Genomic DNA, 16,383 nt, shown 5'->3' on the forward strand with positions numbered 1-16,383 from the left:
TTGCCTCATACTGATGACGCGCTGTGCAGCACAGTGTTAGTGCATTTTGTGCGCAGCACGCTGAATAAAGTGGGATCGCGCTCGCATTATGCCTGGAGATGTCAGCGGAAAAAAGGGCATAAAAAAAGGGACGATTTTCATCGTCCCCTTGTTCATCCCGATAACCGATTAAACGGCAGTCTGGAAGATCACTGTGTCGGCTTTGTCAGTGTATTGTCCCAGCTGATCAAAGTTGAGGTAGCGATACGTGTCAGCCGCGGTTTTATCAACCTGCAGCATGAACTGTTGATACTCGTCCGGCGTTGGCAGCTTGCCAAGCAGCGAAGCGACCGCCGCCAGTTCCGCTGACGCCAGGAAGACGTTCGCACCGGTACCCAGACGGTTCGGGAAGTTACGGGTTGAGGTGGAAACCACCGTCGCGCCGTCTGCCACACGCGCCTGGTTACCCATGCACAGTGAACAGCCTGGAATTTCGATACGCGCACCGCTCTTACCAAAGACGCTGTAATAGCCCTCTTCGGTCAGCTGGGCGGCGTCCATTTTGGTTGGCGGCGCAACCCACAGACGGGTTGGCAGCTGGCCTTTATGGGCATCCAGCAGCTTACCGGCCGCGCGGAAGTGACCGATGTTGGTCATGCACGAACCGATGAACACTTCGTCAATCTTCTCGCCCTGCACGTCAGACAACCAACGCGCGTCATCTGGATCGTTCGGTGCGCACAGAATTGGCTCTTTGATCTCGGCCAGATCGATATCGATCACCGCCGCGTACTCAGCATCCGCATCGCCTTCCAGCAGTTGCGGATCGGCCAGCCATTTCTGCATGCCTTCAATGCGGCGCTCCAGCGTACGACGATCGCCGTAGCCTTCCGAGATCATCCACTTCAGCAGCACGATGTTCGAGTTGAGGTACTCGATGATTGGCTCTTTATCCAGCTTAATAGTACAGCCGGCAGCAGAACGCTCAGCCGAGGCATCGGTCAGCTCAAATGCCTGCTCAACTTTCAGTTTCGGCAGACCTTCGATTTCCAGCACGCGGCCAGAGAAGATGTTTTTCTTCCCTTTCTTCTCAACGGTCAGCAGGCCAGCTTTAATCGCATACAGCGGAATGGCGTGTACCAGATCGCGCAGGGTGATACCCGGCTGCATTTCGCCTTTGAAGCGCACCAGCACCGATTCCGGCATATCCAGCGGCATCACGCCCGTCGCAGCAGCAAACGCCACCAGACCAGAACCTGCCGGGAAGGAAATACCGATTGGGAAACGGGTGTGTGAGTCACCGCCGGTACCAACGGTATCTGGCAGCAGCATACGGTTCAGCCAGCTATGGATAACGCCATCGCCCGGACGCAGCGACACGCCGCCACGGTTCATGATGAAGTCTGGCAGCGTATGGTGCGTGGTCACGTCGACCGGCTTCGGATAGGCGGCGGTGTGGCAGAATGACTGCATCACCAGGTCAGCGGAGAAGCCGAGGCAGGCCAGGTCTTTCAGTTCATCACGGGTCATTGGACCGGTGGTGTCCTGAGAACCCACTGAGGTCATTTTTGGTTCGCAGTATGAGCCCGGACGGACCCCCTCTACGCCGCAAGCGCGCCCGACCATTTTCTGCGCCAGCGAGTAACCGCGGGTGCTAACAGCCACATCTTTGGCTTGTACGAACACATCGCTATGCGGCAGACCCAGCGATTCGCGCGCTTTGGTGGTCAGGCCACGACCGATGATCAGCGGAATACGACCGCCAGCACGGACTTCGTCCAGCAGTACGTCGGTCTTCAGCTCGAAGGTCGCCAGCAATTCGTCGGTTTCATGATTGCGCACTTCGCCTTTGTACGGGTAAACGTCGATGACATCGCCCATGTTCAGACGATCAACGTCGAGCTCGATCGGCAAGGCGCCAGCATCTTCCATGGTGTTGAAGAAGATAGGAGCGATTTTACCGCCGAGGCACAGACCGCCGCCCTTCTTGTTCGGCACGAAAGGAATATCGTCGCCCATAAACCACAGCACCGAGTTGGTGGCGGATTTACGTGAAGAACCGGTACCGACCACGTCGCCGACGTAGGTCAGCGGGAAGCCTTTGGTCTGCAGTGCTTCGATCTGTTTGATCGGGCCAATGTTACCAGCATCGTCGGGTTCGATGCCTTCACGGGCGTTTTTCAGCATTGCCAGCGCGTGCAGTGGAATATCCGGACGTGACCATGCATCCGGCGCCGGAGAGAGGTCATCGGTGTTGGTTTCGCCGGTCACTTTGAACACGGTGGTGGTGATTTTTTCAGCCAGTTTTGGACGCTTCAGGAACCATTCGGCATCGGCCCAGGACTGGATAATTTTTTTCGCGTGTGGGTTACCCGCTTTGGCTTTCTCTTCGACATCGTAGAAGTTATCGAACATCAGCAGCGTGTGAGACAGGGCTTCGGCAGCAATCGGTGCTAAGGCTTCATCTTCTAACGCTTCAATCAGCGCATGGATGTTATAACCGCCCTGCATGGTGCCCAGCAGCTCAACGGCTTTTTCGCGAGTAACCAGAGGAGAGTGGGCTTCGCCCTTAGTGACAGCTGCCAGGAAACCGGCTTTTACGTACGCCGCTTCATCAACACCTGGTGGGACACGATTGACCAACAGGTCGGTCAGGAATTCTTCTTCACCCGCTGGCGGGTTTTTCAGCAGTTCAACCAGCGCGGCCATTTGGGAAGCATCTAACGGCTTAGGTACGATTCCCTGGGCAGCACGCTCGGCAACGTGCTTACGGTATTCTTCTAGCACGACGTTCTCCTCGCTCTCATTGTATAGCTTTCCGGTGCACCCCTTGATGCTGTCGAACAGTAGGGTGAGGTGCCCGGTTCCGCGTGGGGCAGCATAGCAGCATTTCGCCTGATTGTTAATCTGTTTACAAAAAAGCAACATCCGTGCGTTTTTTAGCAGCTTCATCTACAAATTGAGCGGGATCACATAAAAAGCAGGCTATGAAAGCCTGCTTTTTCTCATGTGCGCAGAAGAGTGTTAACGATCGACCAGCACAAATTCGCTGTCGTTATAGCGTTCGCCCAGAATATTTTTCTCGCTAAATAACTCGTCCAGCGTGGCGACATCCGCATGAAGTATTGCTAAATCGGCGGCGGCACAGTTCTGTTCCAGATGGGCGATTTTACTGGCGCCTGGAATCGGCACAATAGACTCGCCTTTTGCCAGCACCCACGCTAACGCCAGCTGAGCGGCTGTTGCATCATAACCTGCAGCCATCTCGGTAAGTTGATTTACTAACTTCTGGTTATGAGCCTGCGCATCCTGCAGGATAGTAATGAGAGGATATTACAGGCAGCCCGTGCGGGCGTAGGCATTGCCTTTCTGCATCAAGCTACGGTGCGGGAAGTTTTAATTCGCGGTGACTTAGTAGAAATACTGGCGAACTTCACTCAGGTAGAAGAAGGATTCTGGCTCTACTATCCGAGCCGAAAATATCTTTCCGCTCCGCTAAGGCATTTTATTGATTGGCTTAAGGAAATTAATCATTAATTAAACCCATCCATTACACGTTCTTTTTAAATAATTAGATAATAGAGAAAGTCATTAATTATAAATAATTTAAAATTTAAGATGAAATAAAAGAAGTTTGGCGTAGACTGCCTGCGGGCGCTTGAGGCAACTTGCTTCAAGCTGAAAAGATTGGGGTGGGTTGTGGAGCGTAAAACCGTGCAGTTAACTTTCATTAACCGCACGGGCAAGCGAACTACCCTACACCTGAGAAATGTCAGGGTAGTCGCTTGCTCGTGCTAAATCAAGAGGAACGTGACTATGAAGTCTATATTCAGCAAGCTGATTATCAGCGGGCTCATTCTATTAGGATTGTGTCTGGTTAATCGCAGTTCACTCTGTGAATTACGATTACGGATATTCACTGCTGAATTATCGGCTGTTATGGCTTACGAAGCACAACAGTAAAACTTTACTAGCGGGAGTTCGCTCCCGCTATTCCGGCATTGCGCACGTGTTAGCTCTCGCGCCTTTTTATTTGTTTATTTAAATAGAACCATTAATTAAAAACGGCTCCTTAAAGGAGCCGTTAATTTATTTAAAGCGTAAACTTATTTCTTTTTCGCTTTAGGGTTCGGCAGGTCAGTGATGCTACCTTCGAACACTTCGGCAGCCAGGCCGACAGACTCATGCAGCGTTGGGTGCGCGTGAATGGTCAGAGCGATATCTTCGGCATCACAGCCCATTTCAATCGCCAGACCGATTTCACCCAGCAGCTCGCCGCCGTTGGTACCGACAATCGCACCACCGATAACACGGTGAGTCTCTTTGTCGAAAATCAGTTTGGTCATGCCGTCTGCACAATCAGAAGCGATAGCACGGCCTGAAGCGGCCCACGGGAAGGTGGACACTTCGTAGCTGATGCCTTTCTCTTTGGCTTCTTTCTCGGTCAGACCAACCCAGGCAACTTCTGGCTCGGTGTAAGCAATGGATGGGATCACTTTCGGGTCGAAGTAGTGCTTCAGGCCCGAGATCACTTCCGCCGCTACGTGGCCTTCGTGCACACCTTTGTGCGCCAGCATTGGCTGACCCACGATGTCACCGATAGCGTAGATGTGCGGTACGTTGGTGCGCATCTGCTTATCGACGCGGATAAAGCCGCGATCGTCCACTTCCACGCCTGCTTTACCCGCATCAAGGCCTTTACCGTTCGGTACGCGACCAATCGCCACCAGCACCGCATCGTAACGCTGTGCATCAGCTGGTGCTTTTTTGCCTTCCATCGATACGTAGATACCGTCGTCTTTCGCTTCAACAGCGGTGACTTTGGTTTCCAGCATCAGGTTGAATTTCTTGCTGATACGCTTGGTAAAGACTTTCACTACGTCTTTATCGGCAGCCGGGATCACCTGGTCGAACATCTCAACCACGTCGATCTCTGAACCCAGCGCTTTATAAACGGTGGCCATTTCCAGACCGATGATGCCGCCGCCCATAACCAGCAGACGCTTTGGCACTTCTTTCAGTTCCAGCGCATCGGTTGAGTCCCACACGCGCGGATCGTTGTGCGGAATGAATGGCAGTTCGATTGGACGAGAACCGGCCGCGATAATCGCGTTATCGAAGTTAATAGTGGTTGCGCCACCTTCACCTTCGACCACCAGCGTGTTAGCACCGGTGAATTTGCCGAGGCCAGTCACCACTTTCACTTTACGACCTTTCGCCATACCCGCGAGGCCGCCAGTGAGCTGGTTGATCACCTTCTCTTTCCACGAACGAATTTTGTCGATGTCAGTTTGCGGCTGGCCAAACACGATACCGTGCTCTTCCAGGGCTTTTGCTTCGTCGATCACTTTGGCGACGTGCAGCAGCGCTTTTGACGGGATACAGCCTACGTTCAGACAAACACCGCCAAGGGTGCTGTAACGCTCAACGATTACGGTTTCCAGACCTAAATCAGCGCAACGGAAGGCTGCAGAGTAACCTGCAGGACCTGCCCCAAGTACCACGACTTGAGTTTTAATCTCTGTACTCATCATGACCTCTTGTTTGATTACCGGCAGTCAGGAAAAAGCTTTTCCCAAGCTCTAATGCCCTATATCCGCCGGGACATTTCACCGCGAGAGTTTACAGAATTGTTAACAAACTGCCAACCGCGGCAACATTGAATGCTTACAACAAGGCCGGCTTTCGCCGGCCTTGATTAACTTCACATCACCAGACGGCGAATGTCGGACAGTGTGTTGTTGATGATGGTGATAAAGCGCGCACCATCAGCACCGTCGATCACACGGTGGTCGAAGGAGAGTGAGATCGGCATCATCAGACGCGGCTCAAACTCTTTACCGTTCCACACCGGTTCCATCGCTGACTTGGAAACACCGAGGATAGCCACTTCCGGCGCGTTGACGATTGGCGCGAAGTGCGTGGTGCCCAGGCCGCCAAGGCTGGAGATGGTGAAGCAACCGCCCTGCATGTCGCCGGCGGTCAGCTTGCCATCACGCGCTTTCTTCGAAATCGCCATCAGCTCGCGGGACAGTTCAGTGATGCCTTTCTTGTTCACATCTTTGAACACTGGAACCACCAGACCGTTTGGCGTATCAACCGCCACACCGATGTTGATGTATTTCTTCAGCGTCAGTTTCTGTGCATCTTCAGACAGTGAACTGTTGAAGCGTGGCATCTGCTCAAGAGCAGCGGCAACGGCTTTCATGATGAACACCACTGGCGTGAATTTCACATCCAGTTTGCGTTTCTCTGCTTCGGCATTCTGCTGTTTGCGGAACGCTTCCAGATCGGTGATATCGGTTTTGTCGAAGTGCGTAACGTGCGGGATCACCACCCAGTTACGGCTCAGGTTGGCACCGGAAATTTTCTGGATACGACCCAGTTCAACTTCTTCGATTTCGCCGAACTTGCTGAAGTCCACTTTCGGCCAAGGCAACAGACCTGGCAGGCTTCCGCCACTGGCTGCTGCAGCCGGAGCCGCTTCAGCGCGTTTCACTGCGTCTTTGACGTAAGTCTGCACGTCTTCTTTCAGGATGCGACCTTTACGGCCGGTACCTTTGACTTTCGCCAGGTTAACACCGAACTCGCGCGCCAGGCGACGAATCACCGGCGTCGCGTGTACGTAAGCATCGTTCTCAGCGAACTCGCCTTTCGCATCTGCTTTGGCTGCTGCTGGGGCCGCTGCCGGTTTCGCTGCTTCTGCCGCTGGAGCCGCTTCCTGCTTAGCCGCAGGAGCCGCAGCCGGTGCCGCGCCTTCCACTTCGAACACCATGATCAGTTTACCGGTGCTGACTTTATCGCCTGTCGACACTTTCAACTCTTTCACGGTACCGGCGAACGGTGCAGGCACTTCCATTGAGGCTTTGTCGCCTTCCACCACGATCAGGGATTGCTCAGCAGCGACTTTGTCGCCCACTTTCACCAGGATCTCGGTGACTTCAACTTCGTCGCCACCAATGTCTGGCACGTTGACGTCTTTAGCGCCAGACGCCGCAGGTGTTGCTGCTGGAGCCGCTTCCTGTTTAGCTGCTGGAGCAGCCGCCGGCGCTGCGCCTTCTGCTTCGAACACCATGATCAGTGAACCGGTGTTCACTTTGTCGCCGGTGGAGATTTTGATCTCTTTCACCACGCCCGCGAACGGTGCCGGGACTTCCATTGAGGCTTTGTCGCCTTCAACAGTGATCAGCGACTGCTCAGCCGTTACGGTGTCGCCCACTTTGACCAGGATCTCAGTGACTTCAACTTCGTCGCCGCCGATGTCCGGTACGTTGACTTCTTTGCTGACCGCAGCAGCGGCAGCAGCTGGAGCAGGAGCGGCTTCCGCTTTCTTCTCTTCTGCTGGCGCTGGCGCCGCTTCTGCGGCACCTTCTGCGTCAAAAATCATAATCAGCGAGCCGGTTTCTACTTTGTCGCCGGTCGAGATTTTGATCTCTTTAACCACGCCCGCCTGCGGCGAAGGCACTTCCATGGAGGCTTTATCGCCTTCCACGGTGATCAGCGACTGTTCAGCTTCAACTTTGTCGCCCACCTTTACCAGGATTTCGGTGACTTCAACTTCGTCTGCCCCGATGTCCGGTACGTTAATTTCGATAGCCATTACTCTCTTACCTCTTATGCCAGACGCGGGTTAACTTTATCGGCGTCGATATTGAATTTGGTGATGGCTTCTGCCACCACTTTCTTATCGATTTCACCGCGTTTAGCCAGCTCACCCAGCGCAGCCACAACCACATACGATGCATCCACTTCGAAGTGGTGACGCAGGTTTTCACGGCTGTCAGAACGACCGAAGCCATCGGTACCCAACACGCGATAATCGCTGGAAGGCACGTAGCTGCGAACTTGTTCTGCGAACAGCTTCATGTAGTCGGTCGATGCGACGGCCGGTGCTTCGTTCATCACTTGCGCGATGTAAGGTACGCGTGGCTCATCGGTTGGGTGCAGCATGTTCCAGCGCTCACAATCCTGACCATCACGCGCCAGCTCGGTGAACGAGGTCACGCTGTAGACGTCAGAAGCGATGCCGTAATCTTTCGCCAGGATCTGCGCGGCTTCACGCACGTGACGCATAATTGAACCTGAACCCAGCAGCTGCACTTTGCCTTTGCTACCTTCTACGGTTTCCAGCTTGTAGATACCCTTACGGATACCCTCTTCCGCACCCTGCGGCATCGCAGGCATGTGGTAGTTTTCGTTCAGCGTGGTGATGTAGTAGTAGATGTTTTCCTGCGCTTCGCCGTACATACGCACCAGGCCATCTTGCATGATGACCGCGATTTCGTACGCGTAAGACGGATCGTAAGAGATACAGTTCGGGATAGTCAGCGACTGAATGTGGCTGTGACCATCTTCGTGCTGCAAACCTTCGCCGTTCAGCGTAGTGCGACCTGAAGTACCGCCAACCAGGAAGCCGCGTGCCTGCATATCGCCGGCCAGCCACATCAGATCGCCGATGCGCTGGAAGCCGAACATCGAGTAATAGATGTAGAACGGAATCATCGGCAGGTTGTTGGTGCTGTAAGAGGTCGCCGCCGCCAGCCAGGATGAACCTGCGCCCAGCTCGTTGATCCCTTCCTGCAGAATCTGGCCTTTCTCGTCTTCTTTATAGTACGCAACCTGCTCGCGGTCCTGCGGGGTGTACTGCTGACCGTTCGGGCTGTAGATACCAATCTGACGGAACAGACCTTCCATACCGAAGGTACGGGCTTCGTCGGCAAGGATTGGAACCAGACGATCTTTGATCGACTTGTTCTTCAGCATCACGTTCAATGCACGCACGAAGGCGATGGTGGTGGAGATCTCTTTATTCTGCTCTTCCAGCAGTGGACGGAACTCTTCCAGCGTTGGCATTTCCAGCTTCTCGCTGAACTCAGCCTGACGCGTTGGCAGGTAGCCGCCCAACTTCTCACGCTGACCGTGCAGATAGTTGTACTCTTCAGAGCCTTTTTCGAAGGTGACGTATGGCAGCTCTTCGATTCTGTCATCGGCCACCGGCACATTGAAGCGATCGCGGATGTAGCGAACGCCATCCATGTTCATCTTCTTAACCTGGTGCGCGATGTTTTTACCTTCAGCAGTGTCACCCATGCCATAACCTTTGATGGTATGGGCCAGAATCAGCGTTGGCTGACCTTTGGTGTCCTGCGCTTTTTTCAGTGCAGCGTAGACTTTCTTCGGATCGTGGCCGCCGCGGTTCAGCGCGAAGATCTCTTCGTCTGACCAGTCTTTCACCAGAGCTGCGGTTTCCGGATATTTACCGAAGAAGTGCTCACGTACGTACGCGCCGTTACGGGATTTGAAGGTCTGATAATCGCCATCAACGGTTTCGTTCATCAGCTGAATCAGCTTGCCGCTGGTGTCCTGACGCAGCAGTTCATCCCAACGACCGCCCCAAATCACTTTGATCACGTTCCAGCCAGCACCGGCAAAGATGCCTTCCAGCTCGTTGATGATCTTACCGTTACCGGTGACCGGGCCGTCCAGACGCTGCAGGTTACAGTTGATGATGAACACCAGGTTGTCCAGCTTCTCGCGGGTGGCGATGGTGATCGCACCTTTGGATTCCGGCTCATCCATCTCGCCATCACCGAGGAAGGCGTAAACGGTTTGTGCTGAGGTGTCTTTCAGACCGCGGTGTTCCAGATACTTCAGGAATTTCGCCTGATAGATCGCGTTCAACGGACCCAGGCCCATTGATACGGTTGGGAACTGCCAGAAGTCCGGCATCAGTTTCGGGTGCGGGTAAGAAGAGAGACCTTTGCCCTGCACTTCCTGACGGAAGTTGTTCATTTGGTCTTCGCTCAGACGACCTTCAAGGAAGGCGCGGGCGTAGATACCTGGAGAAATGTGACCCTGGAAGAAAACCAGATCGCCGCCGTCTTTGTCGCTACGCGCGCGGAAGAAGTGGTTAAAGCACACTTCATAAATGGTCGCGGAAGACTGGAAGGAGGACATGTGGCCGCCAAGCTCCAGATCTTTCTTCGACGCACGCAGCACCGACATGATGGCGTTCCAACGAATTGCGGAACGGATACGACGTTCAAGAGAGGTGTTGCCCGGATAGTCCGGCTCATCTTCAACAGCAATAGAGTTAATGTAGTTGCTGATTGCAGAGGAACCTGCGGCAACTTTCACGCCACCTTTGCGTGCTGCACTCATTACCTGATCAATCAGATACTGCGCGCGCTCAACACCTTCTTCACGGATGACCGATTCGATCGCTTGTAGCCAATCACGAGTTTCGATCGGATCCACGTCATTCTGTAAACGTTCTGACATGGGGTGTATTCCTTATCTGTGTCTAATACGTTGAAATTATCAGGAGCCTGTCTTCTTGTGCTTTGCTTCTGGTTCACAGCACAAGAAGACAGGCCCGTCGTGTTTTCCGCACGTTCGTTGCCGTGCGTTATTCCTTACGTTGCTGTAAACGACGCAGGGAGCGTTCACGACGACTCTGCTCCCGACTTCTATCCAGCAAGATTTCCTCAATGAACGCCAGGTGACGATGAGATGCCTCGCGTGCTTGTTCTGGCTCACGAGCCACAATCGCCTCGTAGATACTGGCGCGGTGACCGCTCACTTTCGCCAGCATTTCCCGACGAGCGTAGAGCAATTCAAAATTCTGACGGACGTTTTGTTCCAGCATAGGGCCCATGGAACGCAGCAGATGCAGCAACACCACATTATGGGCGGCTTCTGTGACAGCGATCTGATACTTCATCACTGCATCCGCTTCGGCGTCGAGATCGCCGCTGTCCTGTGCCTGCTGAATATGAACATGGCAGTCGCGGATGCGCTGCAGATCTTCATCGGTTCCCCGTAGTGCCGCGTAATAGGCAGCAACGCCTTCCAGCGCGTGGCGGGTTTCCAGCAGGTCAAACTGAGATTCTGGATGTTCGGCAAGCAGACCGACCAGCGGGTCGCTCAGGCTTTGCCAGAGATTTTTTTGGACGAAGGTGCCGCCGCCCTGACGACGTAGCAGCAGGCCTTTAGCTTCCAGGCTCTGAATCGCTTCGCGCAGGGATGGACGTGAGACATCAAACTGTTTCGCCAGTTCACGCTCGGGGAGCAGTTTTTCACCCGGCTGGAGCGTCCCTTCCATAATGAGGGATTCCAGCTGTTGCTCGATCGCATCGGAGAGCTTGGGTTGGCGAATTTTACTGTAGGCCATCTTCCCTTCTTATCAGCCAAACGTCCGGAGTAAATTGGTAATACCAATTGAAAAATGGTGCCGGTAAAGTAACAAAGTATTCACCTTGTGTCTATATGGGTGCGGTCACACTTCATGTGATGATCGCAGCGCTGGTGCGCTAACCTACCGGCATCAAGCGAGAAATCCCCCGCACGCGGCAAATGTTAATGAATTGCACTTTTACCTAACCTTACACTGAGTTAGCGCCCAGAAAACGGCCCAACCATAAGGGAAACCTATTCGTGTTCACCCTTTTTTCATGGCAGAAATACTGCGACGGGCGCGCAGAGGATGCTGCTGCTTTTTCAGTCATCTCTCAGCACAAAAAGCAAAAGCAGGTGCAAACTGACGCGCTTATCACTATTCTGAACGCCGTGGTAGCTCATGCATGCACACAGCACGCCAGATACCGTAAAGAAAAGAATACATTAAGGTAAACAGCCTTACAGTGCGCGCACTGCAGGTGCACAATAACAACATCACGAGGTTTGTATGGAACAACAGCATGGCGACACGCTGCACCGCGGCTTAAAGAATCGCCATATTCAGCTGATTGCGCTGGGCGGAGCCGTAGGTACTGGCCTGTTTCTGGGTAGCGCATCAGTGATTCAATCGGCCGGTCCGGCCGTGATTCTGGGATATGCGATTGCCGGTTTTATTGCCTTTCTGATCATGCGCCAACTCGGCGAGATGGTGGTTGAAGAGCCGGTTGCCGGCAGCTTCAGTCACTTCGCCTACAAATATTGGGGCAACTTCGCCGGTTTCGCCTCGGGCTGGAACTATTGGGTTCTGTATGTGCTGGTTGCCATGGCCGAACTCACCGCTGTGGGCAAGTACGTACAATTCTGGTGGCCTGACTTCCCTACCTGGGCCACCGCCGCCATCTTCTTTGTATTGATCAACGCCATTAACCTGACCAACGTCAAAGTGTTCGGTGAGATGGAGTTCTGGTTCGCGATTATCAAAGTGGTCGCGGTCATCGGCATGATTCTGTTCGGTGGCTGGTTGCTGTTTAGCGGCAACGGCGGCCCGCAGGCCAGCGTCAGCAACCTGTGGGATCAGGGCGGCTTCCTGCCTCACGGCATGACCGGATTGGTGATGATGATGGCAATCATTATGTTCTCGTTTGGTGGTCTGGAGCTGGTGGGCATCACTGCCGCAGAAGCCGACAATCCACAAGAGAGCATCCCGAAAGCCACCAATCAGGTGCTGTGGCGTATTCTGATTTTCTATATTGGCTCACTCGCGGTGCTGCTTTCGCTGCTGCCTTGGACGCGTGTCACTGCCGATACCAGCCCGTTCGTGCTGATTTTTCATGAGCTGGGCGATGCCTTTGTGGCCAACGCGCTGAACGTGGTAATCCTGACGGCGGCGCTGTCGGTCTACAACAGCTGCGTTTACTGCAACAGCCGCATGCTGTTTGGTCTGGCGCAACAGGGTAATGCGCCGAAAGCATTGCTGAAAGTGGACAGTCGCGGCGTACCGGTCGCCACCATTCTGGTCTCAGCCGTAGCGACCCTGCTGTGTGTACTGATCAACTACCTGATGCCAGGCGAAGCCTTTGGCCTGCTGATGGCGCTGGTGGTTTCCGCACTGGTGATCAACTGGGCGATGATCAGCCTCGCGCATCTGAAATTCCGTAAAAAGAAAGACCAGCAAGGTGTCACCACGCGCTTCAAAGCGGTGCTCTATCCGCTGGGTAACTGGATTTGCCTGGTGTTCCTCGCCGGTGTGTTGGTCATTATGCTGATGACGCCAGGCATGGCGATATCGGTATGGTTGATTCCGGTATGGCTGGTGATTCTGGCTATCGGTTACACCATCAAAAACAAACTACAGAAAGCGTAATGTTTTCCCTGCCCGGCACGCTGTTGCCGGGCAGCACTTCTGATCTGGCTCACACTTTTCCCCGCCCGCGCGTTTTGTCCATCTACCCGACCATTTGCTCCCCAGCAGATTACTGATTTTGCACAGATAATTCCTGCTCATCATATCGCTGGAGACGATCAATGAAAGGATCAGCCCTCTCGTTCAGAGAGAAACTGGGATATGGCATGGGCGATGCCGGATGCAACATGATTGGCGGTGCCATCATGCTGTTCCTCAATTATTTCTACACTGATGTGTTTGGTTTAGCCCCGGCGCTGGTCGGTACGCTATTACTGTCGGTACGCGTACTTGATGCGGTAACCGATCCGATCATGGGCGCCATTGCCGATCGTACGCAAAGCCGCTGGGGCCGCTTCCGTCCGTGGCTGCTGTGGGTTTCCGTGCCTTACGTGCTATTTAGCGTGTTGATGTTCACCACGCCGGAGTGGAGCTACGACAACAAGGTTATCTGGGCGTTTGTCACTTACTTCCTGATGTCACTCACTTACACCGCCATCAACATTCCTTACTGCTCGCTGGGCGGCGTAATCACCAACGATCCGGGTGAGCGCGTGTCATGTCAGTCCTATCGCTTTGTGATGGTGGGCATCGCCACGCTGATCCTCTCACTTTCGCTGCTGCCGATGGCCGAATGGTTTGGCGGCGACAACAAAGCGCGCGGCTATCAACTGGCGATGAGCGTGCTGGCGCTGATTGGTTTGGTGATGTTCCTGTTCTGTTTTGCCAATGTGCGTGAACGCATTCATCCTGCGACGCCAAGCAACGATGATTTGAAACAAGATCTGCGCGACGTGTGGAAAAACGATCAGTGGGTGCGCATTCTGCTGCTGACCTTCTGCAACGTCTGCCCCGGTTTTATCCGCATGGCCGCCACCATGTATTACGTCACCTGGGTGATGGGGCAATCAACGCACTTTGCCACGCTGTTTATCAGCCTTGGGGTGATCGGCATGATGTTCGGCAGCACGCTGGCGAAAATCCTCACCGATCGCTGGTGCAAGCTCAAAGTGTTCTTCTGGACCAACATCGCGCTGGCGCTGTTCTCCTGCGGCTTCTACTGGATTGATCCGCACGCCACCGTCGCGGTGGTGATCGCCTACTTCCTGCTGAATATCCTGCATCAGATTCCGTCGCCGCTGCACTGGTCGCTAATGGCCGACGTGGATGATTACGGCGAATGGAAAACCGGCAAACGTATCACCGGTATGAGCTTCTCCGGCAACCTGTTCTTCCTCAAAGTGGGGCTGGCGGTTGCGGGGGCGATGGTCGGTTTCCTGCTGTCGATTTATGGCTACGATGCCGGCGCAAAACAGCAGGCCCCCAACGCCATTAACGGCATCATGCTGCTGTTCACGGTGATCCCGGGCGTGGGATATCTGATCACCGCCGGCGTCGTGCGTTTAATGAAAGTGGATCGCAACTTAATGCGTACGATTCAGGCCGATCTGGCGCTGCGCCGTGCCCATTCACATCACGTATCCCCTATCGCGTCCTCTGCAACTGCGCAACCTGGAGAGATCAAATGAGCTGGCCCAATCCTTTTATAACTCAACGTGCCGATCCCTTTATTCTGCGCCATGCCGATGGCTACTATTTTATCGCCTCGGTGCCGGAATATGACCGACTGGAGATTCGCTATGCCACAACGCTGGCAGGCCTGATTGAGGCAGAAGCGGTAACGGTGTGGCGCAAACCGGATACCGGCCCGTATAGCGCGCTGATCTGGGCGCCAGAACTGCATTACATCAACGGGCAATGGGTGATCTATTTCGCCGCCGCACCGACGCGGGCGATAAAAGATGGCCTGTTCCAGCACCGCATGTATGCGCTGGTGTGTAATGATGCCGATCCGCTGAGCGGTAACTGGCAGCCCTGCCGCCGCGTACATACGCCCATCGACTCCTTCTCACTGGACGCCACCTACTTCCACCATCAAGGTAAACACTGGTATCTGTGGGCGCAAAAAGATCCGGCGATTCCCGGAAACTCTAACCTGTATCTCGCCGAGTTGCTCAATCCGTGGACGCTAAAAAGCGCCCCGCTGATGCTGAGCCGACCGGAGTATGAATGGGAGTGCGCGGGATTTAGCGTTAATGAAGGACCGGCGGTGATTCAGCATGGCGACCAGCTTTTTGTCACCTATTCCGCCAGCGCGACCGATGAAAACTACTGCCTGGGGATATTAAGCATTGATGTGCTGGCCGATCCGCTCAACATCAGCGCCTGGCATAAATCCGCGCGGCCGGTATTTGCCACCAGCTGGGATAATCAGCAATACGGACCGGGACACAACAGCTTTACGGTGGATGAAGCGGGAAGAGCGGTGCTGGTGTATCACGCGCGCAATTACACCGAAATTGAGGGCGACCCGCTGTGGGATCCGAATCGCCATACGCGCTTGAAATACTTCGACTGGCGCGAAGACGGCACACCGGATTTCGGCGTGCCGCCAGCCGATCACACCAGCGTGCCGTAGATCGTCAACAGCGCGACCACCACCACCAGCACCAGAGAAATACGTTTCGCCAACGCCACCGCAATACGTGGCGTTTCGACTTTATCCATGTGCGGATCGCGCGCCAGCGAGAACTGCGCCAGGCTGGTCAGCACCTGATATTGCGGGCGATGCAGATCGCCCAGCGCGGCAAACCATGCTGGCAGCGCACGTTCGCCATGGCCGAGCAGCGCGTAAGCCACGCCGGCCAAACGCACGGGGATCCAGTCCAAAACGTGCAGCAGACGATCAACGCCAGACTGCGAGCGCGCCAGCGGCGACTGATGTTTCGCCAGCCAGCTCTGCCAGGCACGCAGAAACGCATACCCCACCAGCAGCACCGGACCGTAAGGCCCACCGACCACAAACCAGAACAGCGGCGCAAGATAGAAGCGGAAGTTAATCCAAATCAGCGCGTTCTGCAGTTCACGCAGGAACTCGCGCTCGCTGCACTCAACCGGCACGCCGTGAATCAGCGTCAGTTCAGCCGCCATCGCCTGATGTGCCGCTTCATCGTCATGGCTCGCGGCTTTGAGATAGCTGTGATAGTGCAGTCGCACCGAACCCGCGCCGATACACAGCAATCCCACCAAAATCCAGAACAGCAGTTGCGTCACGCCAAACAAGATGCCTTTCAGGCTCCACACCACCAGCCAGACGATCAGCATCGCTATCACTGTCATCATTAGCGTGCGCAGCAGGGAAAAACGCTGACGGCCACGAAACAGCGGCTCCAGCCGATGGTCCAGTTGCCAATGCTCACCCAACTTAAACAGGCGTTCCCAACCTAAAACTAATAACAAGCTAAACAACGTCATACCCGCTC

12 protein-coding genes are annotated in these 16,383 nt (G+C 54.4%); 5 read left to right on the plus strand and 7 right to left on the minus strand.

Translation table 11 applies throughout. The annotated features are described in order from the left end of the window. Positions 1-168: 168 nt before the first annotated feature. The gene (acnB, locus tag K5Y30_RS11445; protein WP_222211476.1) at positions 169-2,766 is read right to left on the minus strand and encodes a bifunctional aconitate hydratase 2/2-methylisocitrate dehydratase; all 2,598 of its coding nucleotides are present in this window, start codon (positions 2,764-2,766) and stop codon (positions 169-171) included. A gap of 237 nt (positions 2,767-3,003) precedes the next feature. After that, a complete protein-coding gene (locus tag K5Y30_RS11450) occupies positions 3,004-3,243 on the minus strand; it encodes an aldo/keto reductase (protein ID WP_255606650.1) in 240 nt (79 codons plus the stop codon). A 30-nt stretch (positions 3,244-3,273) separates the two neighbouring features. Here K5Y30_RS11450 and K5Y30_RS11455 point away from each other — a divergent pair, with 30 nt between their 5' ends. Continuing rightward, entirely contained in the window at positions 3,274-3,516 is a 243-nt protein-coding gene (locus K5Y30_RS11455) for a LysR substrate-binding domain-containing protein (protein WP_255606651.1), read from the plus strand. Between the two features lie 279 nt (positions 3,517-3,795). Next, positions 3,796-3,942, plus strand: coding sequence for a Hok/Gef family protein (locus tag K5Y30_RS24935; RefSeq protein ID WP_137385164.1), 147 nt, complete (start codon positions 3,796-3,798; stop codon positions 3,940-3,942). A 143-nt stretch (positions 3,943-4,085) separates the two neighbouring features. Here the strand turns inward: K5Y30_RS24935 and lpdA are convergent, their stop codons facing one another. The 4 genes from lpdA to pdhR all read right to left on the minus strand — a co-directional run bounded on the left by lpdA (position 4,086) and on the right by pdhR (position 11,152). Beyond that, a complete protein-coding gene (gene lpdA, locus K5Y30_RS11465) occupies positions 4,086-5,510 on the minus strand; it encodes a dihydrolipoyl dehydrogenase (protein WP_008108560.1) in 1,425 nt (474 codons plus the stop codon). Between the two features lie 173 nt (positions 5,511-5,683). Further along, complete coding sequence (aceF, locus tag K5Y30_RS11470) at positions 5,684-7,579, minus strand: pyruvate dehydrogenase complex dihydrolipoyllysine-residue acetyltransferase (RefSeq protein ID WP_222211477.1); 1,896 nt, start codon at positions 7,577-7,579, stop codon at positions 5,684-5,686. Positions 7,580-7,593: 14 nt separating this feature from the next. Next, positions 7,594-10,260, minus strand: coding sequence for a pyruvate dehydrogenase (acetyl-transferring), homodimeric type (gene aceE, locus K5Y30_RS11475; RefSeq protein WP_222211478.1), 2,667 nt, complete (start codon positions 10,258-10,260; stop codon positions 7,594-7,596). 127 nt (positions 10,261-10,387) lie between these two features. Continuing rightward, positions 10,388-11,152 carry a pyruvate dehydrogenase complex transcriptional repressor PdhR gene (gene pdhR / locus K5Y30_RS11480; protein WP_008108566.1) on the minus strand — a complete coding sequence of 255 codons (765 nt, stop codon included), beginning with the start codon at positions 11,150-11,152 and terminating at the stop codon, positions 10,388-10,390. A gap of 513 nt (positions 11,153-11,665) precedes the next feature. On the opposite strand from pdhR, the gene aroP reads away from it, so the two are divergent. The 3 genes from aroP (at position 11,666) to K5Y30_RS11495 (ending at position 15,539) form a co-directional block, all read left to right on the plus strand. Continuing rightward, positions 11,666-13,021 carry an aromatic amino acid transporter AroP gene (gene aroP / locus K5Y30_RS11485; protein WP_110867537.1) on the plus strand — a complete coding sequence of 452 codons (1,356 nt, stop codon included), beginning with the start codon at positions 11,666-11,668 and terminating at the stop codon, positions 13,019-13,021. Between the two features lie 161 nt (positions 13,022-13,182). Then, positions 13,183-14,589 (plus strand): glycoside-pentoside-hexuronide (GPH):cation symporter, encoded by a 1,407-nt coding sequence (locus tag K5Y30_RS11490; protein ID WP_222211479.1) that lies wholly within the window; start codon positions 13,183-13,185, stop codon positions 14,587-14,589. After that, positions 14,586-15,539, plus strand: coding sequence for a family 43 glycosylhydrolase (locus tag K5Y30_RS11495; RefSeq protein ID WP_222211490.1), 954 nt, complete (start codon positions 14,586-14,588; stop codon positions 15,537-15,539). The genes K5Y30_RS11490 and K5Y30_RS11495 overlap by 4 nt, the downstream gene beginning before the upstream one ends. Here the strand turns inward: K5Y30_RS11495 and ampE are convergent. Then, entirely contained in the window at positions 15,521-16,375 is an 855-nt protein-coding gene (gene ampE / locus K5Y30_RS11500; protein WP_222211492.1) for a beta-lactamase regulator AmpE, read from the minus strand. The genes K5Y30_RS11495 and ampE overlap by 19 nt on opposite strands. Positions 16,376-16,383: the final 8 nt, after the last annotated feature.

The sequence above is a fragment of the Pantoea sp. DY-5 genome, from assembly GCF_019795955.1.
In the GTDB taxonomy this organism is placed as follows: Bacteria; Pseudomonadota; Gammaproteobacteria; order Enterobacterales; family Enterobacteriaceae; genus Pantoea; species Pantoea leporis.

What these genes read in the sequence shown, in the direction of transcription:
- K5Y30_RS11450 (WP_255606650.1), bottom strand. Translation starts at nt 3,243, where the DNA reads ATGGCTGCAGGTTATGATGCAACAGCCGCTCAGCTGGCGTTAGCGTGG.
- K5Y30_RS11455 (WP_255606651.1), top strand. Translation starts at nt 3,274, where the DNA reads ATGAGCCTGCGCATCCTGCAGGATAGTAATGAGAGGATATTACAGGCA.
- K5Y30_RS24935 (WP_137385164.1), top strand. Translation starts at nt 3,796, where the DNA reads ATGAAGTCTATATTCAGCAAGCTGATTATCAGCGGGCTCATTCTATTA.
- lpdA (WP_008108560.1), bottom strand. Translation starts at nt 5,510, where the DNA reads ATGAGTACAGAGATTAAAACTCAAGTCGTGGTACTTGGGGCAGGTCCT.
- aceF (WP_222211477.1), bottom strand. Translation starts at nt 7,579, where the DNA reads ATGGCTATCGAAATTAACGTACCGGACATCGGGGCAGACGAAGTTGAA.
- aceE (WP_222211478.1), bottom strand. Translation starts at nt 10,260, where the DNA reads ATGTCAGAACGTTTACAGAATGACGTGGATCCGATCGAAACTCGTGAT.
- pdhR (WP_008108566.1), bottom strand. Translation starts at nt 11,152, where the DNA reads ATGGCCTACAGTAAAATTCGCCAACCCAAGCTCTCCGATGCGATCGAG.
- aroP (WP_110867537.1), top strand. Translation starts at nt 11,666, where the DNA reads ATGGAACAACAGCATGGCGACACGCTGCACCGCGGCTTAAAGAATCGC.
- K5Y30_RS11490 (WP_222211479.1), top strand. Translation starts at nt 13,183, where the DNA reads ATGAAAGGATCAGCCCTCTCGTTCAGAGAGAAACTGGGATATGGCATG.
- K5Y30_RS11495 (WP_222211490.1), top strand. Translation starts at nt 14,586, where the DNA reads ATGAGCTGGCCCAATCCTTTTATAACTCAACGTGCCGATCCCTTTATT.
- ampE (WP_222211492.1), bottom strand. Translation starts at nt 16,375, where the DNA reads ATGACGTTGTTTAGCTTGTTATTAGTTTTAGGTTGGGAACGCCTGTTT.